Source organism: Streptomyces sp. NBC_00019 (genome assembly GCF_045041015.1).
Lineage (GTDB): Bacteria > Actinomycetota > Actinomycetes > Streptomycetales > Streptomycetaceae > Streptomyces.
In genome coordinates this window covers 4,149,037-4,175,248 of record NZ_CP108302.1, presented here as the reverse complement: position 1 = coordinate 4,175,248, position 26,212 = coordinate 4,149,037, and the positions used below count along the sequence as shown (strand labels likewise).

Here is a 26,212-nt window from a genome sequence, read left to right as displayed (position 1 = left end):
TGCTCGATGTCAGTGGACAAGACGACGCTCCAGGGCTCGCACGAGGAGGGAGGCCAGATAGGCGATGAGGATGAAGGCCACGCCGATCACGGTCAGCGGCTCGGTGAACTGGAAGTGCTCCTGGGCGAAGAGCTTCGCCTGACCGAGCATGTCGAGGACGGTGATCGCCATCAGCAGCGGCGTGTCCTTGAGCATGGCGATGACGTAGTTGCCGAGTGCGGGGACGACCCGGCGGATTGCCTGCGGGAGGATCACCACCCGCCACGTCCTGGTCACCGGCAGGTTCAGTGCCGTCGCGGCCTCCCACTGGCCGACGGGCACCGCCTCGATGCCGGCCCGGTAGACCTGCATCGTGTACGTCGAGTAGTGCAGGCCGATCGCGAGGACGCCGGTGGTCAGCGCCGAGAACGTCAGGCCCCACTCGGGCAGCACGTAGAAGAGGAAGAACAGCTGCACCAGCAGCGGGGTGTTCCGGATGAACTCGGTGACCGCGCCCACCGGCCAGGTCACCCACCGGGTCGGCGCCCGCATCAGCAGCGCCCACAGCAGACCCAGCGCGAAGGAGATCACCGAGCCCAGCGCCAGCGCCTGCAGGGTGACCAGCAGACCGTCCCAGAACTGCGGCATGAAGTCGCCGACCGCTCCCCAGTCCCACTTCACGCGACACCACCTCCGACGCCCGTCGTCTCAGCCCGCTTCAGCTCGTGTGCGGTCACCCCGCGCTCCGGTTCCTTGCCGACCCCCGACTTCAGCTTCTTCTCGAGCCCGCGCATCACGCGGGTGAGCAGGAAGGCGATCACGAAGTAGATGACCAGCAGATACGTGTAGATCTCCTGGCTCTCCTGAAGTGCCAGCCGCACCAGGCTGCCGCTGAACGCCAGGTCGCTCATGCCGATGATCGACACCAGCGCGGTGCCCTTGAGCAGCTCGATCAGCAGGTTGGAGAACGACGGGATCATCTCCGGCACCGCTTGCGGCAGCAGGATCAGCCTGAGCCGCTGCCAGGGCGTGAAACTGAGCGCGATCCCGCCCTCCTTCTGCGCCGGGTCGACCGCGTTCAGGGCGCCGCGCACGATCTCCGAGCCGTACGCGCCGTAGGTGAGCCCGAGCGCCAGCGTGCCCGCCCACATCGGCACCAGCTGCCAGCCGAAGGAGATCGGCAGCACGAAGTACACCCAGAAGATCATGATGAGCGCCGAGGTTCCGCGGAACACCTCGGTGTAGAAGCCGGCGAGGAAGCGCACGATCCACAGTCGATGGGTGCGCGCGACACCGACGAAGAACGCGACGGCGGCCGCCAGCAGTGCGCTGAAGACGAGCAGCTGGACGGTCGTCCACACGCCCTTGAGTACGAGTTCCCACAGTCCGGTGGTCATCCGCCGCACAGCTCCTTCGCGGTGAGGTCGGTCATCTCCGCCTCCGTGAATCCGAAGGGCCTGAGGATCCGGAACAGCTCCCCGCTCTTCTTCAGCTTCCGCAGCTCCACGTTGAAGGCGTCCCGCAGCTTCGTCTCGGTCAGCCGGAACGCGAACGCGCCCCCGTCGACATGCGGCTTGCCGTCCACCAGGGGTGCGAAGGCCTTGGTGGCCTCGGTCTTGGCGGACTTCTTGACGACCTCGCGGGTGGTGAGCGCGGTACCGGCGAAGACATCGGCCCGCCCGGACTCGACGGCGTTCAGCCCCGCGACCTGGTCGGGGACGATGAGGATGTCGCTCTCGTCGTACCCCGCGTCGACGGCGTACTGGATCTCGGCATACCCGGTCCCGGTGGCGAACTTGGCCTTCTTCTCGACGACGTCCTTGTAGTCGCGCAGCCCCTTGGGATTGCCCTTGCGCACGATGAACGAATCGAGCATCTGATAGTCCGGGTCGGCGAAGATGACCTGCTCACAGCGCTCCGGATTCACGTACATCCCGGCGGCGACCACATCGAACTGCTGTGAGTTCAGTCCGGGAATGAGCGACCCGAACTCGGTGGGCACGGGCTGTACGCGGTCGACGCCCAGCCGCTTGAAGATGGCCTTCGCGAGCTCGGGCGCCTCGCCGGTCAGCTCGCCGTCCTTGTCGATGTAGCCGAAGGGGATCTCGCCGGCTATTCCCAGCCGTACGACACCTGCCGCCCTGAGGCGTTCGAGCAGATCACCGCCGTCCGTCGTCGACGCCGTGGCCACCCGCGAGCAGCCCGCGGCCCCCAGCGCACCGAGCGCCGCCACCCCCGCGAGCAGCGATCGGCGAGTGGTTCCGGGCGTGCTTCTGTCGGTCCGAACGTCGTTTCGAATGTCGTTTCGTATCGGTGGAGCCATGGCGGCGCGGCTACCCGACCGGATGCGACTTATGCCGGTCGATTTGAGCCCGATCCCGACCGAGGCGCTCTTGACCGGCGCGGGACCATGGAACGTATGGCTGACCGCTACATCGAAGTCTCGCTGGTCAAGCGGGGGATCACCGGTACCGCGAAGCTGCTGGACGATCGCGCGCCGATCACCTGCGCGGCCGTCTGGGATTCCCTCCCGCTCGCCGGCGACGTCTATCACGCGAAATACGCCCGCAACGAGATCTACGCCCTTTTCCCGCCTTTCGCGAAATCGGAGCCACCCCTGGAAAATCCGACAGTTACCCCCATCCCGGGAGATCTCTGCTATTTCTCCTTCGCGGGTACGGAACTGGGCACCAAGTCCTACGGCTACGACCGCGAGGTCCGCGCGGGCACGACGGTGGTCGACCTGGCCCTCTTCTACGAGCGCAACAACCTGCTCCTCAACGGCGACGTGGGCTGGGTGCCCGGCATCGTCTGGGGAGAGGTGGTGGAGGGCCTGGCGGAGCTGGCCGAGGGGTGCAACGACCTCTGGCGGTCGGGGGCGTCGGGGGAGACGCTCAGCTTCCGGAGGGTGTGACCTCGTCCAGCGCATGAGCCGCCCGCAGCACCAGATCGTCCCGGTGCCGGGCGGCCACGATCTGGAGCCCCACCGGCAGTCCGTCGCCGTCCACGCCCACCGGGACGGACGCGGCCGGCTGCTGGGTCATGTTGAAGGGGTACGTGAACGGCGTCCACCCCGTCCACCGCCGGTGCCCCGAGCCCTTCGGCACCTCCGCGCCCGCCTCGAAAGCCGTGATCGGCACCGTGGGCGTCACCAGCAGGTCGTACGACTCGTGGAAGCGGCCCATCCGGCGCCCGAGGTCCATGCGGACGTCGACGGCGGCGAGATAGTCCAGCGCGCTGTACCGCGCCCCCCGCCCGCAGATCTCCCGCAGCCCCGGATCGAGCAACTCCCGCTGGTACGGACCGAAACGCTGGGTCACCCGAGCCGCCCCGCTGAACCACAGGGTGTGGAAGGCGTCCACCGGATCGGTGAGGTCGGGGTCGGTCTCCTCGACGTACGCGCCGAGCCGGGCCAGCCGTTCCACCGCCCGCCGCACCGCCGCCGAGACCCCCGGCTGCACCCGCACCTGTCCGCCGAGGGAAGGGGAGTAGGCGATCCGCAGACCCCGTACACCTTCCCGGAGAACACGCCGGTGGGAAACGGCACTCGGCCCCAGCCCCGACCAGTCCCGCCCGTCCGGCGCCCCGATGACGTCCAGCATCAGCGCCGCGTCGGCCGCGTCCCGCGTCATCGGCCCCACATGCGCCAACGTGCCGAACGCGCTCGCCGGATACAGCGGCACCCGCCCGTACGTCGGTTTCAGCGCGAAGATCCCGCAGAAGGCCGCGGGGATGCGCACACTGCCACCCCCGTCCGTGCCCAGCGCCAGCGGCCCCGCGCCGAGAGCCACGGCCGCCGCCGCGCCGCCGCTGGAGCCGCCCGCGGTGCGTGACGGGTCGTGCGGGTTGCGGGTGACCCCGGACAGCGGCGAGTCCGTGACGCCCTTCCAGCCGAACTCCGGGGTCGTCGTCTTGCCCAGGAACACCGCGCCGTGCTCACGCAGCCGGGCCACGGAAGGCGCGTCCTCGTCCCAACGGCCCTTCTCCGACAGCGCCTTGGAGCCCTTCAGGGTCGGAGCGCCGCGCATCAGCAGGATGTCCTTCACCGTGACCGGCACCCCGTCGACCAGCCCCGCGGGCTCACCGCGCCGCCAGCGGTCCGCCGACTCCCGGGCCTGCGCGAGCGCTTCCTGTGCGGTGATCCGCACGAACGCGTTCACCTCCGGCTGGATCCGCTCGGCCCGCTCCAGGGCCGCCCGGGTCACCTCGACGGGGCTGAACTCGCCCTTGCGGTAACCGGCGACGAGCTGTACTGCGGTCAGTTCGGTGAGCTCCGTCATCCGCCCCTCCGGCTCTCTGTGAAAAATGGCGCCGTCAGTGCCCTGGTACGTACCCGCGCTTCTTGTCGACCACGTTCAGCATCGGTTTGCCCGCCGCCCAGCGGTCGTACAACTCCAGGAACTGCGAGCCGAGTTCCTCCCGCCAGCCGATGGTGTCGCCGCTCATGTGCGGGGACACGATCAGATCCGGGACCTGCCACAACGGGCTGTCGGGGCCCAGGGGTTCGTGTTCGAAGACGTCCAGCGCCGCGCCCGCGATCCACCGCTTGCGCAGCGCGTCGGCCAGGTCGTCCTCGACGACGAGCTGGCCACGCCCGACGTTCACGAACCGCGCCGACGGCTGCATCACCCCGAACCGCCGGGAGTCGAACATCCCGTACGTCTGCTCGGTCAGCGGCGCCGCCGCGATCACCCAGTCCGCGCGGGCGATCAGCCGGTCGAGGTCACCCGGGCCGTGGATGCCGGTGCGCGGGGTACGGCCGACGACGGCCGTGGTGATCTCAAGTGCCTTGAGGGTGCGGGCGATCGTCCGCCCGATGGGCCCCGACCCCACGATCACCGCCCGCGTCCCCGCCACCCGCCGCGACTCCCGGTGCCGCCACACGCCCTCCCGCTGCAGGCCCAGCGTCCGGGGCAGATCCTTCGCCATCGCGAGGACGAGAGCGGCGACGTACTCCCCGATGGGCTGGTCGAAGACGCCGCGCGCATTGGTCACCACCGTGTCGGACGCGGCGAGTTCGGGGCACATCAGATGGTCCACGCCCGCACTCGCCGTGTGCACCCAGCGCGGCCGGGGCCCCTCGCCCGGCCAGGCCGCGCGCACCGCGTGGGAGGTGAAGTCCCAGACCAGCAGGACGTCGGCGTACGGCAGCCGTTCGGCCAGCGTCGACGCGTCCGTGTGCTCGACGCGGGCGCGGCCGGTGAGCCTGCCGAGGCGGGGGAGGGGATCGGCGTCCAGGACGAGAAGGGTGGGGGCGGTCATCCGAAGCCGTTCCTTCACAGGCGTCTGACATGCGCGGATTGACCACGCTCGCACCCGAACCTACCTTCGTCAACACGGGCGTGCGTACGGTCCGTTGTCCCCCCGTCTCTCACCGTGAGGCCGGTACCTGCCATGAACCTCTCTTTTCTTGGTGGACCGCGCCCCCAGCGCGGTGTAGGTGTCGTCGCCCCCTTCGACTTCGCGCTGGACCGTGAGTTGTGGCGCTGGGTCCCGGACGAGGTGTCGCTCCATCTGACCCGCACGCCGTACGTCCCCGTCGAGGTCAGCCTCGACCTGGCCCGTCTCGTCAGCGAGCACGAGACGCTGCACGACGCGGTACGCACCCTGAACGCCATCGCCCCCGAGGCCGTCGCCTACGCCTGCACCTCCGGCAGCTTCGTCGGCGGGGTCGCCGGGGAGCGGGCGATGTGCGAGGCGATGACGAGGGCGGGCGCGGTCCCGTCCGTGACGACATCCGGCGCACTTCTGGAGGCGCTGATCGACCTCGGCGTACGCCGGGTGGCCTTGGTGACGCCGTACACCGTGTCGGTGACCCGGGCCCTGGAGGAGTACGTCGCGGAGGCGGGCATCGCGGTCAGCGGCTGCGCCTTCATGGGCCTGACCAGGCACATCTGGAAGGTCCCGTACCGGGAGGTCGTCGCCATGGCCCACAAGGCCGTCCGCCAGAGCGCCGACGCGCTGTTCATCAGCTGCACCAACCTCCCGACGTACGACGTCATCCCGCAACTGGAGGCGGAACTGCGCATCCCCGTGATCTCGGCCAACCAGGTGACGATGTGGGCGGCACTGCGCCGACTGGGTACCCGGGCGGTAGGGCCGTACCAGGCACTGGTCGATCCGGCGGCACGGTCCGGCCCCGTGTTCCCGCAAGAGAAGCAGCCGAAAGAAGAGCAGCAGGAAGGCTGGTCATGACCGCACTCGGATTTCTCTACCCAGGCCACTCCGCCGAGGACGACTATCCGCGCATCGAGCAGCTTCTGGGCAGCGACGTCCGCCTCGACGTGGTCCACACCGACATCGGCGAGGACGCCCACCGCCCCGACGCCCTGCGCCGCATGGGCTCCGCCGAACGGCTCGCGGCGGGTGTCGAGGAACTGCGCATGGCGGGCGCCGACTCCGTGGTGTGGGCCTGCACCAGCGGCAGTTTCGTCTACGGCTGGGAGGGTGCCCACGAGCAGGTGCGCAGCCTCGCCCGTACGGCGGGCCTGCCGGCCTCCTCGACCTCCTTCGCCTTCGTGCACGCGGCCCTGGAGCTCGGGGCGCGCCGGGTCGCGGTCGGGGCGACCTATCCGGACGACGTGGCGGCACTGTTCGCCGAGTTCCTGAGGGCCGGCGGCCTGGAGGTCACCGGTGTGAAGGGCGCCGGGATCATCACGGCGGCCGAGGTCGGCACCTGGGGCGAGAAGGAGGTCTTCGCCCTGGCGAGGTCGGCCGACACACCCGACGCGGACGTGATCCTCCTCCCGGACACGGCCCTGCACACCGCCGCCCACCTCCCCGCCCTGGAGAAGGAACTCGGCAAACCGGTCCTCACCGCCAACCAGGTCTCGGTCTGGGAGGGCCTGCGCCTGGCCGACCGCAGGGTGAACGCACCGAGGCTGGGGGCGCTGTTCACGAAGGAGCCGATCGTGCAGGTATAGGCCCGTTTTTCGCCCCCGCCGCCCTTACCCGTTCCCATCCCCAGGGGCGTGCCGCCCCTTTGTTTTTTCAGCCCGTCCGGCGTTTGAGGACGAGGCCCTTTCGGGGCCGAAGCGGGGGTCTGGGGGCGCAGCCCCCAGGGATGGGACGGGTAAGGGCGGCGGGGGCGAAGGAATAAGCGGAGCCACCCTCCTGTTAGAGGCCGAAGGACAGCGCACGGCACCCACCACAGGAGGCACCACAGTGACGGCAGACGAGATTCGGGGAACGATCCACGGCACCGCGCCCGTCCCCCTCTCCGTACTGGACCTGGTCACCGTCGGTGCCGGCCGCACCGCCACGGACGCGCTGCGCACCAGCGTCGACCTGGCCAAGCTGACGGAGTCCCGTGGCTTTCACCGCTACTGGGTCGCCGAGCACCACTCCATGCCGGGCGTCGCCTCGTCGTCCCCCGCCGTGATCCTCGCCCACCTCGCCGCCCACACCGACCGCATCCGCCTCGGCTCGGGCGGCGTCATGCTGCCCAACCACGCCCCGCTGGTGATCGCGGAGCAGTTCGGCACCCTGGAGGCTATGGCCCCGGGCCGCGTCGACCTGGGCCTCGGCCGCGCTCCGGGCACCGACGGCGCCACGGCGGCGGCCCTGCGCCGCACGAACACGCTCAACGAGGGCGCCGACGACTTCCCCGAGCAGCTCGTCGAGCTGACCCGCTTCCTGGACGACGACTTCCCCGACGGCCACCCCTACCGCCGTATCCACGCGGTCCCCGGCCCCATCCAGTCGACGTCCCCCGGCGGCGTCCAGTCCCCGCACCGCCCCCCGATCTGGCTCCTCGGCTCCTCCGGCTTCAGCGCCCGCCTCGCCGCCACCCTCGGCCTGCCGTTCGCCTTCGCCCACCACTTCTCGGCGCAGAACACCGTCCCGGCCCTGGACCTCTACCGCGAGTCCTTCCGCCCGAGCGCGGTCCTGAAGGAGCCCTACGCCCTCATCGGCGTCTCCGCCCTCGCCACGGACGACGAGAAGGAGGCCCGCCGCCAGGTCCTCGCCGCGAGCCTCAACATGGTCCGTCTGCGCACCGGCCGCCCCGGCCTCGTCCCCACCCCCGAAGAGGCCGAGGCCTACGACTTCAGCCCCATGGAACGCGACTTCATCACGTCCTGGAACTCCAACGTCATCCACGGCTCGGTGGACGAGGTCCGCGCCGGCCTGGACGACCTCCAGAAGCGCACGGGCGCCGACGAGCTCATGCTCACCTCCCACGCCCACAGCGCGGAGCTGCGTCTGCGCAGCTACGAACTGATCGCCGACGCCTACGGTTTGCCGACGGCCTGACCGCTCATCAACTCGGAGATACGATCCGGCGCCACCGGCCGCGAGTACAGCCACCCCTGGCCGGTGTCGCAGCCGATGCGGCGCAGCCGGGAGGCCTGGGCCGAGGTCTCGACGCACTCCGCGGTGACGGTCAGCCCCAGCCGGTGGGCCAGCTGGATCATCGCCTCCACGACGACCTCGTCGGCCGGGTTGGGCGAGGCGCCCGTCCCCTCGTACTGGAAGCCCCTCACGAAGGAGCCGTCCAGCTTCAGGACGGCGACCGGGAGACGGCTGAGGTAGGCGAGGTTGGAGTAGCCGGTGCCGAAGTCGTCGATGGCGATGTGGACGCCCATGTCGCTGAGGGCCTGCAGCGCCTGGAGGGGGCGGCCGGCGGAACCCATGACCGCCGACTCCGTCAGCTCCAGCTGCAGAAGGCCCGGGGCCAGGCCCGTCTCCGCGAGGATCTCGGCGACGTCCTCGACCAGGTCGGAGTCCCAGACCTGGCGGACCGCGACGTTCACGCTGACGAAGATCGGCGGCTCGCCGGGGTGGTCCAGCTGCCACTGCCGCGCCTGGCGGCAGGCGGTGGCCAGCACCCAGCGGCCGAGCTGGACGATCGAACCGTCCTCCTCGGCCAATCCGATGAACCGATTCGGCGTCAGCATGCCGAACTGCGGATGGTTCCAGCGGACCAGCGCCTCGACGCCCCGCAGACGGCCGTCCTCCATGCAGACCAGCGGCTGGTACTCGAGCGTGAACTCACCGCGCTCGATGGCCGGCCGGAGCGTGGAGGCGAGCGCCTGGCGGGTCATCCGGTGGGCGTTGCGCTCCGGGTCGAAGAGCGTCCAGCGGGCCTTGCCGTCGGCCTTCGCCCAGTAGAGCGTCGTGTCGGCGGCCTGGACCAGGGCGGTGGGGGTGGTGCCGGCCGCGTGCCGTTCCACGACGCCGATCGACGCGGAGACCGAGAGCCGGCGCCCGGAGATGTCGAAGGGCGCCTGGATCGCCTTCAGTACGGCCTCGGCGAGGTCCGCCAGCTGGTCGGTGCCGGTGGAGTCCTCGACGAGCAGGGCGAATTCGTCGCCGCCGAGTCTGGCCACCAGGGGCGCGCTGCCCCGGGTGAGGCCCGCCTCGTCGGCGCAGCGGGTCAGACGTTCCGCCACCGCCGCCAGCAGCCGGTCGCCGACACGGTGGCCGAGGGTGTCGTTGATCGCCTTGAAGCCGTCGAGGTCGAGATAGCAGAGCCCGATCCGCCCGGTGCCGCCCTGCGCGTACGACTCCACCTCCAGGGCGGCCGACAGGCGCTCGAAGAACAGGGTCCGGTTGGGCAGCCGGGTCACCGGGTCGTGCATCTGCAAGTGCCGCAGCCGCGCCTGGAGTTCGCGCTGGGTGCTGATGTCGGCGAGGGACAGCAGCACACCGGGCTCACCCGTGCCCAGCGGCGCGACCGTCACCTGCACCCACACGGACTGGCCGTCGGGGTGCTTGAGCCGGCGGGTGCACCGCAGCCGGGCCTGCCGGCCGCGCAGCACTTCCTGGTACGCGTGCCAGGTACGCGCGTCCGAGGCCAGATCCACCAGCTCGGCGGCGACCTGCCCGGCCAGCGCCTCGGGCGCGCTGCCGAGGAGTTCGCCCAGCGTCTCGTTGGCGCCGACGACCAGACCCTCGCGGTCCACGACGGCCATGGCCAGCGGCGCGGCCGCGAACGCCGATTGGTACGTCGGGGGTCCCGTACGAGGAGACGTACTGAAGTCACTGTCCGTGACGACCGCCCGGTCGAGATCTGCCGCGGGCGCCGGCCCTTCGGAGGTTCCGCTCACCGTTCGCTCCCGCAGTGCACTCGATCTCTGTCCGTGCAGGAAAGTGTGCCGATCATAGAGGCTGGCCCCCACCCCTTCCAGCCACCGTCCAGTGTCCCGGAACAACCGGCCCTTCTGACAGATCGTTTCTGCCCGCACCTGGACGGCTTGTTGGGGCGCCCGACCAGGTGTGACGTTCCGTGAGCGATTCGGGGTGTCGCTTCTGACGGTTCTTCGCCGTACTCACTCGTCTGGTGCAGACAAACAGGGCGTAGTACGACAATCTCACACAGGCTGGGTGCGGTGTCCCGCGAACCGCACCCGGAGGTCTCTGTGCCGCGCCCTTTCCCGCGCCCTCGACTGCGCAGCACCGCGGCCTTGTTCACCACCATGTCGGCATTGGCCGCCACCTCTCTCATCACCGGTCCGTCGGCCGCCGAACCCTTCTCGGCCGAACCCTGTGCCCTGACCCGCACTCAGGCGCACCACTCCGAGGGTCTGGACACCTGGAACACCGCCTATCCGCGCCCGGCCCGTGCCCTGGACGCGGCGATGGTGTTCCTGTCCTTCCCGGACGCGACCCCGCGCACCACGCCCGACGAACTGGCCGCCGACCACTTCCCGGCCACCAGTCGCTTCTTCGAGCAGGCCTCCTATGGCAAGTTCACGCTGCGCACGCATCCGCTCCGGCACTGGATCCGGATGCCGCAGCCGTCCACGGCGTACGCCATACAGCGTGACTGGAGCGCGTCCCACCGCGCCGCCTATCTGCGCGACGCGCTGACCGCGGTGGACGGGATGGTGGATTTCTCCCGGTACGACGTCGTCTACTTCGTCGCCGATCCGGACGCGCCCGGCGTGGACTCCGACGCGACGAAGGTCGTCAACCTGGACGTCCCGCTGCGGGCCGACGGCACGGACATCCGCCGGGTCGTCACGGTCTTCGAGCAGCATCCGCCGGACCGGCTGGTCCTCGCCCACGAGACCGGTCATGTCTTCGACCTGCCCGATCTCTACCACCGCCCCGTGGACGGCAAGGGCGACTGGGACACGTTCGTCGGCGACTGGGACCTGATGGGCAGCCAGTTCGGGCTGTCGCCGGACCTGTTCGCCTGGCACAAGTGGAAGCTGGGCTGGCTGGAGCCGCGGCAGGTGGCGTGTGTGCAGGGCCCGACGCGGCTGACGCTGGAGCCGCTCGGGGCGGGCGCGGGCGCGGGTGCGGGTGTGGTCGCGGCGGGTGCGGCCGGGGCGGCTTCCTTCGGGCTGGGCCGCGGCACCAAGCTCGCGGTGGTCAGGACCGGGCCCGACAGCGCCCTCGGCTTCGAGGCGCGCGGTGCGGTCGGCAACGACACGTCGACCTGTCGCGAGGGGGTGCTCGTCTACCGCGTGAACGCCGGCTCCCCATCCGGCGGCGGCCCGGTCCAGGTGATCGACGCCCACCCACGCACCGAGGCCTGCTGGGAGGGCTCGGTGTACCCGCCCCTCGCGGACGCCCCCGTCGCCCTCGGCGAAAGCTTCACGGTGCCGGGCACGGGCGTACGGGTGGACGTGGAGGGCCGGACGCCTTCGGGAACCTGGACGGTACAGATCACGCCCAGCGCGTAGCGGACACGGCAAAGGCCCCCGCACTCGCGAGGGGCCTTCGTTGTCTGTGCGCCGCCAGGGACTCGAACCCCGGACCCGCTGATGCCGCATCCCCCGGGGGACAACCCCCGGACCCCCGGCCGCCTCTGTCGCGCCGGAGAGGTGTCGCCCGCCCATGACGAAAGCCCCCCGCACTCGCGAGGGGCCTTCGTTGTCTGTGCGCCGCCAGGGACTCGAACCCCGGACCCGCTGATTAAGAGTCAGCTGCTCTAACCAACTGAGCTAGCGGCGCCTGCTGACGTCGTAGACCTTAGCACCCTGATCGGCGGGAGGAAAAATCGATATCCGCACGGCAGCGCGGGCCGCCCGTACGGCCGCCCACAGCAGGATCTCGGGGCCCGGCAGCCAGGGGTGACGGGTGTCGGGGGCGACGAGCCAGCGGCTGTCGAACGGGGTCGGAGCGGGGACGGTCACCGCGTCTCCGGCGCCATGGCACAGCAGCGGCGGAACCGCTCCCGTACGGCCGAACTCCTCCCACCGCAGCAGCGAGGGCAGCCGATGCGCCGTGCCCGGCGCGGCGAACAGCAGCGTCCGCCCACGGAACACCGCGACCGGCCCCGAGCCGGGGCCCTCGCCCCACAGCCGGTCTAGCATCCGGCGCCCGAAGATCGCGGGAACGCTCACGACGTCGAAGGCGGTACCGCAGGGCAGTACGACCGGCGCGTCCGGCCGGTCGCTCCACAGGGCCAGCATGCTCCGCGGATACGTTCCTGCCGAGGCGAGCCACTCTGCCCCGTCCGCGGTGACGCCGTAGACGTCGGAACGGTCGGCGAAGAGCTCCTTGCGTGTGTCGCTCATGCCCCAAGGTGTACCGGGCGTGAGCGTTCCGTTTCGGAGGGTTGCCGGAAACCGGGACAGGGGACGGTGCGGGGGAGTATCTTGCCCGCCTGGCATATGCCAGAGCTTTACGCAGGGTCGATGGTGCCCTTGCCCTCGGCGCCCCGCATCAGGTCCCGGCCGAACTCGATCATCTTCTTGGCATAGTCCTCGGTCCACTCGGCCCGTTCCGCGATGTCCGCCGGCGTCAGCCGGTCGAACCGCCGCGGGTCCGCCAGCTGGGCCGCCGCGAGCGCCTGGAACTCCACGGCACGGTCCGTCGCCGCGCGGAAGGCATGCGTCAGCTCCGTCGCCCGGGCCAGCAGCGCCTTCGGATCGTCGATGGACTCCAGATCGAAGAAGTGCTCAGGATCGGAGGCCACCTCCGCGGGCTCGAAGAGCAGGGGCGCGGGGCGTAGCCGCTGTTCATGCCGACGCGGCGTGGGCTCCGCCATGTCTTCTCCTCCTCGTAGGTTGCCGATGACCCGCCTGTCGGGAGTGGGCCGTCGTCCATTCTCTCGTGGCCGCGCAAGGGCGCAGTAAAGGCAGCTCAAGGGCTCCAGGTCACCTTGTGTTCCGCGAGACGCGCCAGCACCGCGTGGTTCGCCTCCCAGCCATCAGGGAACTTCACCACCGTCCCCAGCTGCACCGGCTCCGTCGAGGGATAGTCGTCCAGCAGCTCGCCCACCCCCGCCCGGCAGACCACGATGCACGCGTGCCGGTGGCGGGACGCGAGGACGCACAGGCGGCCTGTCTCCAGGTGGAAGGCGGTGGCGTCGGGGCGGCCGGAGAGCGGGTGCAGGACGACCGTGACGTCGTACTCGCGGCCCTGGAGACGGTTCGCCGTGTCGACCGTCACCTCCGTGACGCCCAGCTCGGCCAGGGCCGTGCGGACGGCCGCCGCCTGGTCGCGGTGGGCCGTGCCGACGGCGACGCGGTCGGCGGTGAGGGGGGCCGGGTCCGGTGAGCGCTCCGAGGTCGCCGCGCCACCCCGGTCCAGCAGCCGGCGCACGACCGTCGCCACCGCCCGCACCGCCTCCGGATCGGTGCGCGGAGTGTGCCGCGCGGGCAGCTCCAGCAGGCCCCAGCCCGACTGGGCCGCCTCGTCGATCACCCGGTCGGGACCGGAGCCGTCCGACGCGACCGCGAAGGCGAGACTCCGGTCGCCGTGGTCCGTGCCGCTGCGGAAGGGCGTGAACGGGTAGAACGCGTCGGAGACCAGCTGTGCCGCCGACGCCGGGAGCCGCCAGGACACCGGGAGGCGGTGCTGCGGCAGCTCCGGGTTGTGGGCCAGCAGGGTCGTCACCGCCGACGCCGACGGGTCGTACGACAGCCCCGCCCACTGCTCGCTGCCCACGATCGCGAAGGGGTCCAGCTGCCCCGGGTCGCCCACGAACAGCGCCCGCTCGAACAGCCCGGCCACGGCCAGCAGCGAGTCCGAGCGCATCTGGTACGCCTCGTCGACGATCGCGTGCTGCCACGGCTCGTCGACCTTGACGTGCGCCCACTTCGCGGCGGTGGAGAGGGTGACCGGGAGACCGGCCAGGTCCGCCGGCTTCGCCGACTTCCGTACGTTCGTCAGCTCGTCCAGCGCCTTGTCGTACGCGTCCGTGTCACTGCTGTGCAGACGGCCGACCGGCAGCTCCGGGTTCTTCTCCGCGAGCCGCATCACCAGGTCGTCGACCTGGGCGTTGGTCTGCGCGACGACCATCAGCGGGCGCCCCGCCTCGGCCAGTTCGAGCGCCGCGCGGACGACGAGTGTGGACTTGCCGGCGCCGGGCGGGGAGTCGACCACGACACCCCGTTTGTCGCTGTGCAGGGTGTTGTGGAGGATCGCGTCGGTGGCCTGCGCGGCGGCCGTACCCGGGTCGAAGACCGTGGTCACAGAACATCCTCCTCGGTCATGCGGTCGGCGGCCTCCTGGACCGCCTCGCCGGGCGGCCCGCCGTGCGTCCAGGGCGTGGCCTCCGGGTCGGGCAGCTTCGCGCCGCCGCGCTGCTCGTGCTCGAAGAGGGTGAAGCAGAGCCGGTCGCCCTTCTCCGGCACGGACCCGGTCTCGGGCTCCTTGCCGCGGCCCATCTTGTCGAGGATCCGCAGGACGATCAGGGCGGCCTCCTCCCCGTCGCTCTCGTATCCGACGAACTCGGCCGTCTGCGGCTTGCCGCCCAGCGAGCGGTACACCTTCACGCGCTCCCCGAGGTGCGGCCGGTCGTCCGTGCGGACCGTGACGAGCGGGCGCGGGCTGGGCCGCTTGCCCTCGCTGTACGTCATCACGACATCCGTGACCTCACCTGCGAACGCCTCCCCGGACAGTCGCCGCCCCGCCATCACCAGCGGGTCGTCCAGGGCCTCCTGCGCCTCCAGACGGGCCTGTTCGCGCTCGCGCGTGGCGAGTTTGTTGGCGGCGGTGACCGCGTCGTCGCGGCGCGGCTGCGGGGGTTCGCCGGCGAGGACACGGTCGCGGTGGCTGGTGAAGGACCAGCGGTCCCGGGTCCAGCGCTCCTCGACGCGCGCGCCCTCGGGCAGCGTCCGCAGCAGATCCAGGCCGCGCCACACCGCGTCCCAGGTGGGCCGCGTCCGGCTCTCGACCAGCTTCCTGATCTCCCGCTCGGCGGTGGTGAGTTCACCGAGCCGGTCGTCCGCCTCCAGACCGTCCTGGGCGGCGGCGAGGGCGGTACGCGCGCGGTCGTAGCGCTCGATGGCCGGGGCGAGCAGTTTGTTGTCGAACGCCGGGTCGGTGGCGGGACCGGCCGGCGGGTGCAGCAGCTGGCCCTTCGCGTCCCGGCCGAGCTCGGCCTCCAGGGCGGCCTCGGCGCCGGTCGTGCCCTCCGGCGGGTCGATCCAGGCGAGCAGCGCGCCCAGGTGCTGGTCCTCCAGGGTGGACTGGCCGGTCGCCCAGTGCCGGGACAGGACCTCCGTCGCGGCGAGCAGCAGGGAGGAACCGGGGACCCGGGCCCGCTCCCCGAAGTGGGTCAGCCACCGGCCCAGCAACGGCACGTGCGGCGGTGCGGGATGCGGGGACTCGGGGTCCTGCTCGGCCGTACGCCGAAAACGCATCGAGCGTCCCAGCAGCCGTACGAGGTCGATGCCAGCGCGGCTCGGCACGATCAGCTGCGGGGCGTCCGCGCACAGCTCGACCTCGACCTTGACCCGCTTGCCGGTCTCCGGATCGGTCTCGCTGCGCTCGGCCGCCTCGACGGCCTCCGCGTACGTGTCGACGTAGGGCAGCACGATGTCCGCCAGCTCGGCCAGGAACGCGAACCGCAGATCGCGGTCGCGGGGCTGCGGTACGACGAGGAGACGCGGGGCGTCCCGGTCGGTGCCGACGAGCGCGCCGAGCGGGGCGCCGGCCTCACCGGCGGTGGTGAGCGGCACGAGGACGAGGGGCCGGTCGCAGAGGTGTCGGTGCCGGACCGTGGCGGAGGGCTGGGCGCGGCCGGAGGTGACGGCTTCCAGACGGGCGAGGGTGGCGATCAGTGACATGCCGGTGCCTCCGGCGCGGTCGCCCCCGGTGCCATGGCGCTCAGTGCCTCGGCCCGCAGTTCCGCCGCTCTGCGCAGCGCGGCCACCGCCGGGTCCGCGGCGTCCCCGGCCTCCCCGCGGGCCGCGGCCAGGACGTCCGCCACGGTGGTCAGACTGCCGAGCTCGGCCCGCACGGACCGGCCCAGGGACGTCACCGCGCCGGCCGCGCGGGAGCGGTCACGGCAGTGGAAGGCCAGCTCGCACGCGGCCAGGCACTCGGGCGCGTACGTCGCCGGGACCGACTCGACGGCCGCCGTCAGCTCCTCGGCGGGCCGGGCGGGGTCGAAGCAGGTGCCCTCGGGGAGCGTCTCGGCGATGTCCTGGACTCGGGTGAGACGGGCCAGCTGGCGGCCGGTCACCGCCCGCTGCTTGCGGATGTCCACGGCGGAGGCGGTGGGCAGGTTGGAGAAGTCCTTGGGACAGACGAGAAGCACCCGGTCGCGCACCTCGGGAGCGGGGGCGCTTTCCTGGGTGAGACGCGCCGCGACCTGCTCCAGCGCCAGCACGTACACCGCCGCCTGCCGCGCCGCCGCGCCCACCTTCGCCGGGTCCGCCGAACCGTCCAGCATCGGGAAGGACTTGATCTCCACGACCGTCCACGTGCCGTCCGGGTGCACGACCACCGCGTCCGGCTCCAGGAAGGCGGGGGAGCCCGCGACGTCCAGCGCGAGCATCGGGTGGTCGAGCAGCGTCCACTCGCCGGCCGCCTCGGTGGCCTCGCGCAGCGCCAGCGCCGTCCGGGCCGTGCGCCCCTCGGGGCCGATCGCGGTCAGCTCGGGCACCCGCGCCTGGGCGGGCGGCTCGGCGGACCGGTCCAGCCTCTCGTGGACCAGCCGCAGCAGTTCCGCGCCGCCGTCCGCCTTGACTTTCGCCTCGAACGCGTTGCCCCGGGTGAGCGCGAACTGCGACTGACCGAATGCCGACGGCGAGCCGAGAGCGCCCGCCAGCGCCGCCTTGTTCACCCCGGCGCCGTCCAGGATCGCGCGCCGTCTGCAGCCCGGGTTCGCGGCGAGGGCGGCCAGGGCGCGGGCATCCAGCGCCTTGGCCGGTACGTCGGGGCCGCGCAGCTCAGCGAGCTGTTGCCGGAGCGCCGTCCCCCGCTTCCGAGGGGGAGGCACTCGGCTCGGTTCCGGCTGGGACCCGAGACTCGCGCTGCCGTGGAATTCGCTCACCCGCGGAAGTCTGGCATCCGGCACTGACAATTGAGGCCTGTGCGCCAGGAGTGCTCGCCGCGGCAGGCGCGAGGACCACCGCCGCGCGCGCCTTGAACCGGTCCGCGCCGCGCAGCACCAACGGCGCCAGCAGCAGCCCGACACCCATGACGGCGGCGCCCGCGACAGCGTCGAGGAAGTAGTGGTTGGCGGTGCCCATCACCACGATCGTGGTGATCAGCGGGTAGGCGACACCCAGAGCCTTCGTCGTACGCGTGCCGCCGTAGCGCCACAGCATGACCCCGCACCACAGGGCCCAGCCCACATGCAGGCTCGGCATGGCCGCGTACTGGTTCGTCATGCCGCCCATGCCCCGGGGCGCGCTCGCCTCGCCGCCCCACCAGCCGTACGAGCTGTACTGGGCCATCGTGTCGACGAAGCCGTGGCTCTCCGACAGCAGCCGGGGCGGGCAGGTCGGCAGCAGGGTGAAGCCGATCAGGCCGATGAACGTCGAGGTCATCAGCCAGGTGCGGGCCGCGCGGTACTGCACCGTGCGGGAGCGGAACAGCCAGACCAGGATCACCGGGGTGACCATGTAGTGCAACGACGCGTACCAGAAGTCGGCCGGTACGCCGATCCAGGTCTCGCGGGTGAACAGGCGGTTGAGCGGGTGCTCCGCGTTGATATGGAGGAACTTCTCCACCTTCAGGATCGCCAGACCGTGGTCGACGGCGTGCGTGACGTCGCCCCGCGCGAGGAGTCGGCCCGCCGAGTAGCAGGCGTACACCAGGAGGATCAGCGGCAGCTCCGTCCACCAGCGCAGACGGGTTCGCGAGGCAGCCTCGATGCCTGGTGTCTCGGCGTGCGGCATCCGATCGCCTCCCCCTTCTTGTCGCGGCGTCCGGTTGCCCGGTCTTACCACTTTACGGTGTATGTGTTCGCCCCTGTTGAGGGCCCCCGGCCCTCTAGGACGCAGAGATCGCCCGACGGGTTGCCCCCGCACAGGGTGCGGGATGATGGATGCGGCCCGCCCGCATTTTTCCTCGAAAGGTCCTTCCGCTCATGGCACCGCGCATCCTGCTGGCCCGGCACGGACAGACCGAATGGTCGCTGGCCGGGAAACATACCGGCAGGACCGATGTGCCGCTCCTGGAGGAGGGACGCCGAGGCGCCAAACTACTCGGTGAGCGTCTGCACCGCGCGCCGCTCGACGGTCTGCCCGGTGTCGAGGTGCGCACCAGCCCGCTGGCACGCGCGCGTGAGACCTGCGAGATCGCCGGATTCAAGGAGCGCGCCAGCGAGTGGGACACGCTCCTCGAATGGGACTACGGCGCGTACGAGGGCATGACCCCGGTCGACATCCACGCCGTCCGCCCCGGCTGGCTCATCTGGCGCGACGGGGTGCCCGAGGGCGAGACGCTCGCCGAGGTAACGGCCCGCGCGGACGAGGTGGTCGCCTGGGCCCGCGCGGCGGACCGGGACGTCCTGGTCTTCGCGCACGGGCACATCCTGCGGTCCATAGGCGCACGCTGGCTGGGCCTGCCGCTCGACTTCGCCGCGCGGATCCGGCTTAACCCGACGTCGCTGTCGGTCCTGGGCTGGGCCTACGGCGAGCCGGCGATCGAGAGCTGGAACGACCTGGGGCATCTGGCGGGCTAGGCCGATCTCGGCACGCTCGCGTGCCGCTCCAGGAACGTGGAGACCCCCGACGCCCTGCGGTGCGGCAGCAGCACCCGCGCCGTCCCGGCCAGCATCGACTGGATCCGTGACGACTGCACCTGACCCAACAGGTCCAGGACACGCATCCCCGCCGCCGCGGCCTCGTCGGGCCGGCCGCCGCGGGCCAGGTCGTCCGCCAGTTCGGCCGTGTACAGGGCGATGTTCCGGCTGAAGTGGGGATCCTGCAGCTCGGCCGCGCGGTGCGCGTGGCGGGCCGCGCGCGGCCAGTCGCCCAGCGTCGACCAGCACTGCGCCTCCAGGCCCTCCAGTTCGGCCTCGCCGTAGAAGCTCATCCACTCGGGGTCTGCGTCCGAGGGGCCACGGTCGAAGAGGACCTGGGCGCGGGCCAGCGCCTGTTCGCAGCCCGTGCGGTCGGCGAGCCCCGCCCAGCCGCCCGCCTCGCGCAGCGCGAGCAGCGACATCAGCCGTGCGGAGCCCAGCGGGCGTCCGACGCGCTGCGCGGCCTGCGCGGCGCGCAACGCCTCCCGCGGGCGCCCCGCGTCGCGCGCGAGGAACGCCGTGTTGCAGAAGGCGTGCGACTCCAGGGCGGCGTCACCGGTCATCCGGGCGGTCGCGAGCGCCTCCGCGTAGTGCGAGCGCGCGTCGTCGTACCGCCCCGAGTCGTGCGCCAGCCAGCCCACCGAGATGGCGAGCTCACCCGCGCCCGAGTGCAGGCGGTCGGCGGTCGTCTGCCGGGTGGCTCCGGCGTCCAGCAGCGCGTACGCGGCGCGCAGCGGCGTCGCCGCGCGCCGGTACAGCCCGTCCGCGCCGTGCCGGTCGTCCAGCAGCCGGATCCTGCGGACCGCTTCGTCCAGGGCATGCACATCGCCCGCCCCCACGCGGCGGACGGGGCGTCCCGCAGCCGCGGCGTCTTGGGCGAGCCCGATGGGGCCCATTGAGGCGGCGGCCACCGTGGCGCCCCCGCTGGTCATGAATGCGCGACGCAGCACGTCGCTCTCCTCGTTGTCGTACGTCTCGTAGGGGTCCTGCGTGTCATACGGCTCGTACGCCCCCCGTGTCTCACCCGTGGCGTGCTCGGGAGTCGAGACGCATACCGGGGGCGCGACCTCGGTGGTGCGCGCCCCGCGTCCGCGTACGGACGAGCGGGGAGCGAACCCCAGGTCGGTGAGCGTGCGGCCGGGGAACATGTGCAGGAACACCCGCTCGTACGCGTAGTTGGGGCAGCGGATCTCGCCCGCCTCGACTCGGCCCACATAGCGCGCGTCACAGCTGACCCGCTCGCCGATCTCGCGGGCGGCCCGGCGCACCGCCGCGGCGAACTCGGCCGGGGAGCGCTGTCCGCGCAGCTCCCGGAACGCGAGGTTCGGCCGCGGTGGCCTGGGGTACTGGGACGAGGTCATCGTTGACGACGCCATGGCCGGGTCCTCTCGTGCGAACCGTCGAACCATGCCGGATTCGGGGTGAGTTGTTCGTGTGACACCCTGTTTCCAGCGGGCATGAACGTACCCGCTGTGCCGGACCCGCCACGCAGGGTTTGGCTACAAACCGGATATCTCATCCGGGATCCGCCATGAACTGCCATCCTTTGCGGCTGACTTGCGCCGTAGCCGTTGACGCCGCCGGGCGTTGAACTCCACAGGACCGGGAGCCGCCCGACTCCCGACCCGCTCGTTACGAGGAGGGGTTCCGTGGTGGAGGCCGGGATGGAGACCAGGCAGAGCATCGAAGTGTGTGCGCCGCTGACGGGGCGCCGCGAACCACCGGTCCCGGAGGCCGGGTGCGACCTCGTCACGGTGCCGACCCGGCAGGGCCTCGAGGCGGTCGACATCCTGCGGCGCGGGGCGGGGGACGCGGTGGGGCCGGTCCTCCACGACGACGGTGACGACACCCTCGGCTTCGTGGTCCCGCCGGGCACGGCCGCCGCGTGGGACGTACCGGGCAGCACCTGTACGGAGACCGACGGGCGGGGGCTGCGGCTGAACCCCGAGCCTCCGGTGGAGGGCTCGGACTGGCTGCTGCCACCGGGTGAGGCCGACCCGGCGACGGACCCGGCGGTGCTGCGGGCAGCGCTGGGGGAGGCGGCGCGGTTGATCGAGGCGGCGGACAACTGCCGGTGACGTGATGGGGCCCGGCGCCGGTGCGGGCCGAAAGCCGCCCCGACGGCACGACCGCCTGCCGCTTGGGACAATGCCCCCATGGGAAAGTCCAGGAGCGGCCGACGCGGCCAAGCGGTCGCCGAAGCCGTCGTAGAAGCCGTCGACGGCGGCCTCGCCGAGCTCATACCCGACCGGGAGCGCGCGCGTGCCTGGACGCTGCTGATCGACGGGGCGCCGCAGTCGCACCTCGACCTGGACGACCCGGCGTACCTCTCCTTCGAGTACCAGCGCCGCCTCGGGCACGTCATCGACCTGGTCGCCCCGCCCGGGAAGCCCGTCCACGCCGTGCACCTCGGCGGAGGGGCGTTCACCCTGGCCCGGTACGTCGCCGCCACCCGCCCCCGCTCCACCCAGCAGGTCGTGGAGCGCGACGCGGCCCTCGTCCAACTGGTCCGCCGCGAGCTGCCGTTGGATCCGAACGCCCGGATCAGGGTGCGCTCGACGGACGCCCGCGAGGGGCTCGCCAAGGTGCCCGACGGCTGGGCCGACCTCGTCATCGCGGATGTGTTCAGCGGGGCCCGCACACCGGCCCACCTGACCTCGACGGAGTTCCTCGACGAGGTCCGCAGAGCCCTCAAGCCCAACGCCGTCTACGCCGCCAACCTCGCCGACGGCCCCCCGCTCGCCCATCTGCGCGGCCAGATCGCCACGGCCGCCGCCCGCTTCGAGCACCTCGCCCTGATCGCCGACCCGACGGTCCTGCGCGGCAAACGCTTCGGCAACGCGGTCCTGGTCGTCTCCGACGCCCCGCTCCCCGTCCCCGAACTCACCCGCAGGGCCGCCTCCGACCCCCACCCCGGCCGCCTCGAACACGGCAAGCCCCTCACCGACTTCACGGGAGGGGCGGCACCGGTGACGGACGCGGCGGCGGTCGCGTCCCCCGCGCCGCCGCCGTCGGTCTTCCGCTAGCAGGCCCCGGAACGGGCCCCCGCTAGTACGTCCCCACCTCGACCCGGGGCGCGCTGTCGTGCCAGGTGCAGAACACCGACACCCGGTCCGCGCCGGAGGCGAACTCCACCCGGATCCACGTCTCCGTCTTCCACACCTGCATCGACCAGCCCGCGCCCGGAGTCGCCGACACGAGGGTCGCCGAGGTCTTGCCGAGGTCGAAGACCGCGCGGCCGCCCTCGGTGTCGTAGCTCTTGACCTGGCCCGATGTGGAGGGGGAGGGGCTGGGGGTCTTCGTCGGCGTCTTCGAGGGCGACGGTGTCGGAGTGCGGGCCGGTGTGCGCGACGGGCTCGTCGACGGTGTCGCACGCGCCGTCGACGACGCCAGCGGCTTGGACTCCTGGGTCGTCGCGTCGGCAGCCGTGATCGGCAGGGCGCGCGGGGGGTCGTAGGCCGTGCCCGCCATCACCGTGTGGACGCCCCACCACGACAGCGTGACCGCCGCGCCCGTGGCGAGCGACCACGCCAGTACGTGTACGAGTCCTCTGCGCATCGCGGGCCATACTGCCTCACCCGTCCCATGCGTTGTCCACAGGTGAGAGTTGTCCACAGGCGCCGGATGGGCCTCCCTCGCATGGCGTACGGTGCGGCGCATGGCAAGTGTGCTCGTGGTCGAGGACGACCAGTTCGTACGCTCGGCGCTGATCCGGCATCTCACCGACGCCGCGCACACGGTGCGCAGTGTCGGTACGGCACTGGAGGCGCTGCGCGAGGTCGCCCATATCCGTTTCGATGTGGTCATCCTCGACCTCGGCCTGCCCGACCTGGACGGATCCGAGGCGCTGAAGATGCTGCGCGGCATCACCGACGTCCCCGTGATCATCGCCACCGCGAGGGACGACGAGGCGGAGATCGTCCGGCTGCTGAACGCGGGCGCGGACGACTACCTGACCAAGCCGTTCTCCGTCGAACACCTGTCCGCCCGGATGGCCGCCGTCCTACGACGGTCCCGGGCCGTCGTCGGCGAGGCGCAGCCGGAGTCCGTGATCCGGGTCGGCGGCCTCGTCGTCGACCCGCTGCGCCGCCAGGCCGAACTGGACGGTGCCCGCCTCGACCTCACCCGCCGTGAGTTCGACCTGCTCGCCTTCCTCGCCGGCCGCCCCGGCGTCGTCGTCCCCCGCAAGGAACTCCTCGCCGAGGTGTGGCAGCAGTCCTACGGCGACGACCAGACCATCGACGTCCATCTGTCCTGGCTGCGCCGCAAGTTGGGAGAGACCGCCGCGCGACCGCGCTATCTGCACACCCTGCGGGGTGTCGGCGTGAAGCTGGAGCCGCCGCTGTGAGATGGGCACTCGTCAAGGTCTGCCTCGCGGTCACCACCATGGTCGTGGTCGCCTTCGCCGTCCCCCTCGGCCTGGTCATCAAGGAGATGGCCCGGGACCGCGCCTTCTCCAACGCCGAGCGCGAGGCCGCGGCCGTCGCGCCCGCCCTGTCCATCACCACCGACCGGGACCAGCTGGAGCGGGTCGTCGCCTCCGCCGGCTCGGAGGCCGAGATGGCCGTGCACATACCGGCGGGCGGCGGCGCCCAGGCCGTCGACATCGGACGACAGCGCGCCGCCGACGGGGACATCGCGACCGTACGGAAGCTGGGCCGCGCCTCCACCAGCGAGGTGGACGGCGGCTCCACACTGCTCCAGCCCGTCGCGCTCAGCTCCGGCGAGATCGCGGTCGTCGAGGTCTACGTCCCGGAGTCCGAGGTCAGCAACGGCGTCGCCACGGCATGGGCGGTGCTCGCCGGCGTCGGCGTCGCGCTGATCGTCGGCTCGGTCGCGGTCGCGGACCGGCTGGGCGTACGGATGGTGCAGCCCGCCCAGCGGCTCGTCGAGGGCGCGCACGAACTGGGGGAGGGGAAGCTGGGCTCCCGGGTGCCCGAGGAGGGGCCGACCGAGCTGCGGCTCGCGGCGGCGGCGTTCAACTCCATGGCCGACCAGGTCGTACAACTCCTGGCGAACGAGCGGGAGCTGGCGGCCGACCTGTCCCATCGGCTGCGGACACCCCTGACCGTGCTGCGGCTCAACACGGCCTCGCTCGGTGACGGGCCCGCCGCCGAGCAGACCCGGGCCGCGGTGGCCCAGCTGGAGCGCGAGGTCGACACCATCATCCGGACGGCGAGGGAGGCCAAGCCGCAGACCGCGGCCGCCGGGCCCGGCGCCGGATGCGATGCCGCCGAGGTGGTCCGGGAGCGGATGGCGTTCTGGTCGGCGCTCGCCGAGGACGAGGGGCGCAAGGTGCGGGTGGCCGGTGTGGAGCGGCCGGTGCGCATACCCGTGGCCCGCGCCGACCTCGCGGCCGCGCTGGACGCCCTGCTCGGCAACGTCTTCCGGCACACCCCCGAGGGCACCGCCTTCGCGGTCGACGTGCACAACGGCGAGGACGCGGTCATCGTGCTGGTCTCGGACGCGGGGCCCGGCATCCGCGATCCCGAGGCGGCGATGGCCCGTGGGCGTGGGTCCGGGAGCGCCGGGTCGACCGGGCTCGGCCTGGACATCGTGCGCCGGCTCGCGGAGGAGACCGGCGGGGACGTGCGGATCGGGGCGTCGGTGCTGGGCGGCACCGAGGTGCGGATCTGGATCCAGCCGGCCGGGCGCGAGCGCACACCCGGGCGGGGGCACCGAGGGGGCGTACGACGCCGGCGGCGCGGCAGATTGGTCTCGACCTTTAACCGGTCCCGATCCCTTCCTTAAGCGCACCCTAAGATCCTCAACCCCCGTCCCGAACAGGCCTTTTGCCCGATTCGAGCTCGCTAGCGTGCTGCCGCACCCCACCCCCGAACAACGAAGGCAGGCACGCCATGAGCACGCACCGGCGCAAGGTGAGCGGCAGAAACAAGGTGATCGCCGGGGCTGTCGCCGCGGCCGTGGTCGGCGGCGGCGCGATCCTGCTCACCGGTACGGCTCAGGCGGCCGGGGTCGGCGCCGCGTACACCAGGACCAGTGACTGGTCGACCGGCTACACCGCCCAGTACGTCGTGACGAACAACAGCGGGGAGACCGAGAAGGACTGGACGCTGGAGTTCGACCTGCCGACCGGGTCCGGGCTGAGCTCGCTCTGGAACGCCGAGTCGAGCGTCAGCGGGCAGCACATCACCGTGCGGCCGGCCAAGTGGGACACCGAAGGCCTGGCACCCGGCAAGTCCGTCACCGTCGGCTTCGTGGTCAACGGCACCGGCGACCCGGCCGGTTGCCTCATCGACGATGCCGCGTGCTCCGCCGACGACGGTGCCACACCGGAGCCCAGCGGCCGCCCGACCGGGACAGCGACCTCGACCCCGACGGCCACCCCGACCCCGACGGCGACCAGCACGCCCACACCGGCCGGCACCCCCACGGCCACCGCATCCCCCTCGACCAGCAGCGGCACCGGCACCACGACGAGCGCCGGCTTCGCCCCCTACGTCGACACCTCCCTCTACCCCGCCTTCGACCTGGTCGCCACCGCCGAGGCCACCGGCGTCAAGGCCTACAACCTCGCCTTCGTCACCGACGGCGGCGGCTGCACCCCGAAGTGGGGCGGCGTGACCGACCTCGCGAGCGACGCCGTGGCCGCCCAGATCGGCGAGCTGCGCGCCAAGGGCGGCGACGTCCGGGTGTCGTTCGGCGGCGCGGCGGGCTCGGAGCTGGCGACGACGTGCTCGTCGGCGGCCGTGCTGGCGGCGGCGTACGAGAAGGCCGTGGCCGCCTACGACCTCACCAAGGTCGACTTCGACGTCGAGGGCGGCGCGCTGCCCGACACCGCGGCGAACACGCGCCGCGCGCAGGCCATAGCCGAACTCCAGAAGAACCACCCGGACCTGGACGTCTCCTTCACCCTCCCGGTGATGCCGGAGGGCCTGACCCAGGCGGGCGTGGACCTGCTCGCCGACGCCAAGAAGAACGGCGTCGACATCACCACCGTCAACATCATGGCGATGGACTACGGACCGGCCTACAGCGGCGACATGGGCACCTACGCCGAACAGGCCGCCACCGCCACCCAGGCCCAGGTCAAGAGCGTCCTCGGCCTCTCCGACAGCGCCGCCTGGAAGGCCGTGGCCGTCACCCCGATGATCGGCGTCAACGACGTCACCACCGAGATCTTCAAGGTCGACGACGCCACCCAGCTGGTGAACTTCGCCAAGTCCAAGGGGATCGGCTGGCTGTCCATGTGGTCGGCCACCCGCGACAAGCAGTGCTCCGGCGGCGCGAAGAACTACGCCGACGCCACCTGCAGCTCGATCGTCCAGGACCAGCACGCGTTCTCGAAGGCGTTCGCGGCCTACAACTGACGCCCCCCCCACGGGCCGGGGC

The 26,212-nt window shown here is 71.8% G+C and carries 25 protein-coding genes and 1 tRNA gene; 11 read left to right on the top strand and 15 right to left on the bottom strand.

Annotation, left to right across the window (positions count from 1 at the left end; genetic code table 11):
- Nucleotides 1–9 precede the first annotated feature (9 nt).
- Genes ehuD through ehuB form a run of 3 tightly spaced genes read right to left on the bottom strand, consistent with a single transcriptional unit; the run spans nt 10 to nt 2,302 of the window.
- Nucleotides 10–660, bottom strand: a complete 651-nt coding sequence (ehuD, locus tag OHU89_RS19670) for an ectoine/hydroxyectoine ABC transporter permease subunit EhuD (RefSeq protein ID WP_405644604.1) — start codon at nt 658–660, stop codon at nt 10–12.
- Nucleotides 657–1,376 carry an ectoine/hydroxyectoine ABC transporter permease subunit EhuC gene (ehuC, locus tag OHU89_RS19665; protein WP_405644603.1) on the bottom strand — a complete coding sequence of 240 codons (720 nt, stop codon included), beginning with the start codon at nt 1,374–1,376 and terminating at the stop codon, nt 657–659. The genes ehuD and ehuC overlap by 4 nt, the downstream gene beginning before the upstream one ends.
- Nucleotides 1,373–2,302 (bottom strand): ectoine/hydroxyectoine ABC transporter substrate-binding protein EhuB, encoded by a 930-nt coding sequence (gene ehuB, locus OHU89_RS19660; RefSeq protein WP_405644602.1) that lies wholly within the window; start codon nt 2,300–2,302, stop codon nt 1,373–1,375. Before ehuB ends, ehuC begins: the two co-directional genes overlap by 4 nt.
- 96 nt (nt 2,303–2,398) lie before the next feature.
- Between ehuB and OHU89_RS19655 the strand changes: the two genes are divergently transcribed.
- Complete coding sequence (locus OHU89_RS19655) at nt 2,399–2,893, top strand: DUF3830 family protein (protein ID WP_266891952.1); 495 nt, start codon at nt 2,399–2,401, stop codon at nt 2,891–2,893.
- On the opposite strand, the gene OHU89_RS19650 is transcribed toward OHU89_RS19655, so the two are convergent.
- A complete protein-coding gene (locus OHU89_RS19650) occupies nt 2,874–4,259 on the bottom strand; it encodes an amidase (protein ID WP_405644601.1) in 1,386 nt (461 codons plus the stop codon). The genes OHU89_RS19655 and OHU89_RS19650 overlap by 20 nt on opposite strands.
- A gap of 34 nt (nt 4,260–4,293) precedes the next feature.
- Complete coding sequence (locus OHU89_RS19645; RefSeq protein WP_405644600.1) at nt 4,294–5,241, bottom strand: D-2-hydroxyacid dehydrogenase; 948 nt, start codon at nt 5,239–5,241, stop codon at nt 4,294–4,296.
- A 132-nt stretch (nt 5,242–5,373) separates the two neighbouring features.
- Here OHU89_RS19645 and OHU89_RS19640 point away from each other — a divergent pair, with 132 nt between their 5' ends.
- The 3 genes from OHU89_RS19640 to OHU89_RS19630 all read left to right on the top strand — a co-directional run bounded on the left by OHU89_RS19640 (nt 5,374) and on the right by OHU89_RS19630 (nt 8,232).
- The gene (locus OHU89_RS19640) at nt 5,374–6,174 is read left to right on the top strand and encodes an aspartate/glutamate racemase family protein (RefSeq protein ID WP_405644599.1); all 801 of its coding nucleotides are present in this window, start codon (nt 5,374–5,376) and stop codon (nt 6,172–6,174) included.
- Complete coding sequence (locus tag OHU89_RS19635; RefSeq protein WP_266891962.1) at nt 6,171–6,902, top strand: aspartate/glutamate racemase family protein; 732 nt, start codon at nt 6,171–6,173, stop codon at nt 6,900–6,902. The genes OHU89_RS19640 and OHU89_RS19635 overlap by 4 nt, the downstream gene beginning before the upstream one ends.
- 241 nt (nt 6,903–7,143) lie before the next feature.
- Nucleotides 7,144–8,232 carry an LLM class flavin-dependent oxidoreductase gene (locus tag OHU89_RS19630; RefSeq protein WP_405644598.1) on the top strand — a complete coding sequence of 363 codons (1,089 nt, stop codon included), beginning with the start codon at nt 7,144–7,146 and terminating at the stop codon, nt 8,230–8,232.
- On the opposite strand, the gene OHU89_RS19625 is transcribed toward OHU89_RS19630, so the two are convergent.
- On the bottom strand, nt 8,211–10,028 hold the full coding sequence (locus tag OHU89_RS19625; RefSeq protein WP_266891966.1) for a bifunctional diguanylate cyclase/phosphodiesterase: 1,818 nt from the start codon (nt 10,026–10,028) through the stop codon (nt 8,211–8,213). The two genes, OHU89_RS19630 and OHU89_RS19625, sit on opposite strands and share 22 nt — an antisense overlap.
- A gap of 312 nt (nt 10,029–10,340) precedes the next feature.
- On the opposite strand from OHU89_RS19625, the gene OHU89_RS19620 reads away from it, so the two are divergent.
- Nucleotides 10,341–11,612: a M6 family metalloprotease domain-containing protein gene (locus tag OHU89_RS19620; protein ID WP_405644596.1), complete on the top strand. Its 1,272-nt coding sequence runs from the start codon at nt 10,341–10,343 to the stop codon at nt 11,610–11,612.
- Nucleotides 11,613–11,809: 197 nt separating this feature from the next.
- Here the strand turns inward: OHU89_RS19620 and OHU89_RS19615 are convergent.
- The 7 genes from OHU89_RS19615 to OHU89_RS19585 form a co-directional block, all read right to left on the bottom strand.
- A tRNA-Lys gene (locus OHU89_RS19615) sits at nt 11,810–11,883 on the bottom strand.
- Complete coding sequence (locus OHU89_RS19610; RefSeq protein WP_405644594.1) at nt 11,874–12,449, bottom strand: bifunctional DNA primase/polymerase; 576 nt, start codon at nt 12,447–12,449, stop codon at nt 11,874–11,876. The genes OHU89_RS19615 and OHU89_RS19610 overlap by 10 nt, the downstream gene beginning before the upstream one ends.
- A gap of 107 nt (nt 12,450–12,556) precedes the next feature.
- The gene (locus OHU89_RS19605) at nt 12,557–12,922 is read right to left on the bottom strand and encodes a hypothetical protein (RefSeq protein WP_266891973.1); all 366 of its coding nucleotides are present in this window, start codon (nt 12,920–12,922) and stop codon (nt 12,557–12,559) included.
- Nucleotides 12,923–13,017: 95 nt separating this feature from the next.
- On the bottom strand, nt 13,018–14,352 hold the full coding sequence (locus OHU89_RS19600; RefSeq protein ID WP_405644592.1) for an AAA domain-containing protein: 1,335 nt from the start codon (nt 14,350–14,352) through the stop codon (nt 13,018–13,020).
- Nucleotides 14,349–15,950 (bottom strand): hypothetical protein, encoded by a 1,602-nt coding sequence (locus OHU89_RS19595; protein ID WP_405644591.1) that lies wholly within the window; start codon nt 15,948–15,950, stop codon nt 14,349–14,351. The genes OHU89_RS19600 and OHU89_RS19595 overlap by 4 nt, the downstream gene beginning before the upstream one ends.
- On the bottom strand, nt 15,941–17,107 hold the full coding sequence (locus tag OHU89_RS19590) for a hypothetical protein (protein WP_405644590.1): 1,167 nt from the start codon (nt 17,105–17,107) through the stop codon (nt 15,941–15,943). The genes OHU89_RS19595 and OHU89_RS19590 overlap by 10 nt, the downstream gene beginning before the upstream one ends.
- Nucleotides 17,058–18,011, bottom strand: a complete 954-nt coding sequence (locus tag OHU89_RS19585) for a phosphatase PAP2 family protein (protein ID WP_266891981.1) — start codon at nt 18,009–18,011, stop codon at nt 17,058–17,060. Before OHU89_RS19585 ends, OHU89_RS19590 begins: the two co-directional genes overlap by 50 nt.
- Before the next feature lie 191 nt (nt 18,012–18,202).
- On the opposite strand from OHU89_RS19585, the gene OHU89_RS19580 reads away from it, so the two are divergent.
- On the top strand, nt 18,203–18,799 hold the full coding sequence (locus OHU89_RS19580; RefSeq protein ID WP_405644588.1) for a histidine phosphatase family protein: 597 nt from the start codon (nt 18,203–18,205) through the stop codon (nt 18,797–18,799).
- On the opposite strand, the gene OHU89_RS19575 is transcribed toward OHU89_RS19580, so the two are convergent.
- Complete coding sequence (locus tag OHU89_RS19575; RefSeq protein ID WP_405644586.1) at nt 18,796–20,235, bottom strand: hypothetical protein; 1,440 nt, start codon at nt 20,233–20,235, stop codon at nt 18,796–18,798. The genes OHU89_RS19580 and OHU89_RS19575 overlap by 4 nt on opposite strands.
- A gap of 288 nt (nt 20,236–20,523) precedes the next feature.
- Here OHU89_RS19575 and OHU89_RS19570 point away from each other — a divergent pair, with 288 nt between their 5' ends.
- Both OHU89_RS19570 and OHU89_RS19565 read left to right on the top strand, forming a co-directional pair.
- The gene (locus OHU89_RS19570; RefSeq protein ID WP_405654566.1) at nt 20,524–20,937 is read left to right on the top strand and encodes a hypothetical protein; all 414 of its coding nucleotides are present in this window, start codon (nt 20,524–20,526) and stop codon (nt 20,935–20,937) included.
- Nucleotides 20,938–21,015: 78 nt separating this feature from the next.
- Nucleotides 21,016–21,885 carry a spermidine synthase gene (locus tag OHU89_RS19565; protein ID WP_405644584.1) on the top strand — a complete coding sequence of 290 codons (870 nt, stop codon included), beginning with the start codon at nt 21,016–21,018 and terminating at the stop codon, nt 21,883–21,885.
- Between the two features lie 22 nt (nt 21,886–21,907).
- On the opposite strand, the gene OHU89_RS19560 is transcribed toward OHU89_RS19565, so the two are convergent.
- Nucleotides 21,908–22,417, bottom strand: coding sequence for a hypothetical protein (locus OHU89_RS19560; RefSeq protein WP_405644582.1), 510 nt, complete (start codon nt 22,415–22,417; stop codon nt 21,908–21,910).
- Nucleotides 22,418–22,517: 100 nt separating this feature from the next.
- Here OHU89_RS19560 and OHU89_RS19555 point away from each other — a divergent pair, with 100 nt between their 5' ends.
- The 3 genes from OHU89_RS19555 (at nt 22,518) to OHU89_RS19545 (ending at nt 26,190) form a co-directional block, all read left to right on the top strand.
- Nucleotides 22,518–23,207, top strand: a complete 690-nt coding sequence (locus OHU89_RS19555; protein WP_266891993.1) for a response regulator transcription factor — start codon at nt 22,518–22,520, stop codon at nt 23,205–23,207.
- On the top strand, nt 23,204–24,610 hold the full coding sequence (locus tag OHU89_RS19550; RefSeq protein WP_365400347.1) for a HAMP domain-containing sensor histidine kinase: 1,407 nt from the start codon (nt 23,204–23,206) through the stop codon (nt 24,608–24,610). Before OHU89_RS19555 ends, OHU89_RS19550 begins: the two co-directional genes overlap by 4 nt.
- A gap of 107 nt (nt 24,611–24,717) precedes the next feature.
- Nucleotides 24,718–26,190: a cellulose binding domain-containing protein gene (locus tag OHU89_RS19545; RefSeq protein ID WP_405644580.1), complete on the top strand. Its 1,473-nt coding sequence runs from the start codon at nt 24,718–24,720 to the stop codon at nt 26,188–26,190.
- Nucleotides 26,191–26,212 lie beyond the last annotated feature (22 nt).

Bases quoted from the DNA above. Each gene is read 5' to 3' on its own strand.
- ehuC (WP_405644603.1), bottom strand. From the start codon at position 1,376: ATGACCACCGGACTGTGGGAACTCGTACTCAAGGGCGTGTGGACGACC.
- ehuB (WP_405644602.1), bottom strand. From the start codon at position 2,302: ATGGCTCCACCGATACGAAACGACATTCGAAACGACGTTCGGACCGAC.
- OHU89_RS19655 (WP_266891952.1), top strand. From the start codon at position 2,399: ATGGCTGACCGCTACATCGAAGTCTCGCTGGTCAAGCGGGGGATCACC.
- OHU89_RS19650 (WP_405644601.1), bottom strand. From the start codon at position 4,259: ATGACGGAGCTCACCGAACTGACCGCAGTACAGCTCGTCGCCGGTTAC.
- OHU89_RS19645 (WP_405644600.1), bottom strand. From the start codon at position 5,241: ATGACCGCCCCCACCCTTCTCGTCCTGGACGCCGATCCCCTCCCCCGC.
- OHU89_RS19640 (WP_405644599.1), top strand. From the start codon at position 5,374: ATGAACCTCTCTTTTCTTGGTGGACCGCGCCCCCAGCGCGGTGTAGGT.
- OHU89_RS19635 (WP_266891962.1), top strand. From the start codon at position 6,171: ATGACCGCACTCGGATTTCTCTACCCAGGCCACTCCGCCGAGGACGAC.
- OHU89_RS19610 (WP_405644594.1), bottom strand. From the start codon at position 12,449: ATGAGCGACACACGCAAGGAGCTCTTCGCCGACCGTTCCGACGTCTAC.
- OHU89_RS19605 (WP_266891973.1), bottom strand. From the start codon at position 12,922: ATGGCGGAGCCCACGCCGCGTCGGCATGAACAGCGGCTACGCCCCGCG.
- OHU89_RS19595 (WP_405644591.1), bottom strand. From the start codon at position 15,950: ATGTCACTGATCGCCACCCTCGCCCGTCTGGAAGCCGTCACCTCCGGC.
- OHU89_RS19585 (WP_266891981.1), bottom strand. From the start codon at position 18,011: ATGCCGCACGCCGAGACACCAGGCATCGAGGCTGCCTCGCGAACCCGT.
- OHU89_RS19580 (WP_405644588.1), top strand. From the start codon at position 18,203: ATGGCACCGCGCATCCTGCTGGCCCGGCACGGACAGACCGAATGGTCG.
- OHU89_RS19575 (WP_405644586.1), bottom strand. From the start codon at position 20,235: ATGGCGTCGTCAACGATGACCTCGTCCCAGTACCCCAGGCCACCGCGG.
- OHU89_RS19570 (WP_405654566.1), top strand. From the start codon at position 20,524: ATGGAGACCAGGCAGAGCATCGAAGTGTGTGCGCCGCTGACGGGGCGC.
- OHU89_RS19565 (WP_405644584.1), top strand. From the start codon at position 21,016: ATGGGAAAGTCCAGGAGCGGCCGACGCGGCCAAGCGGTCGCCGAAGCC.
- OHU89_RS19560 (WP_405644582.1), bottom strand. From the start codon at position 22,417: ATGCGCAGAGGACTCGTACACGTACTGGCGTGGTCGCTCGCCACGGGC.
- OHU89_RS19555 (WP_266891993.1), top strand. From the start codon at position 22,518: ATGGCAAGTGTGCTCGTGGTCGAGGACGACCAGTTCGTACGCTCGGCG.
- OHU89_RS19545 (WP_405644580.1), top strand. From the start codon at position 24,718: ATGAGCACGCACCGGCGCAAGGTGAGCGGCAGAAACAAGGTGATCGCC.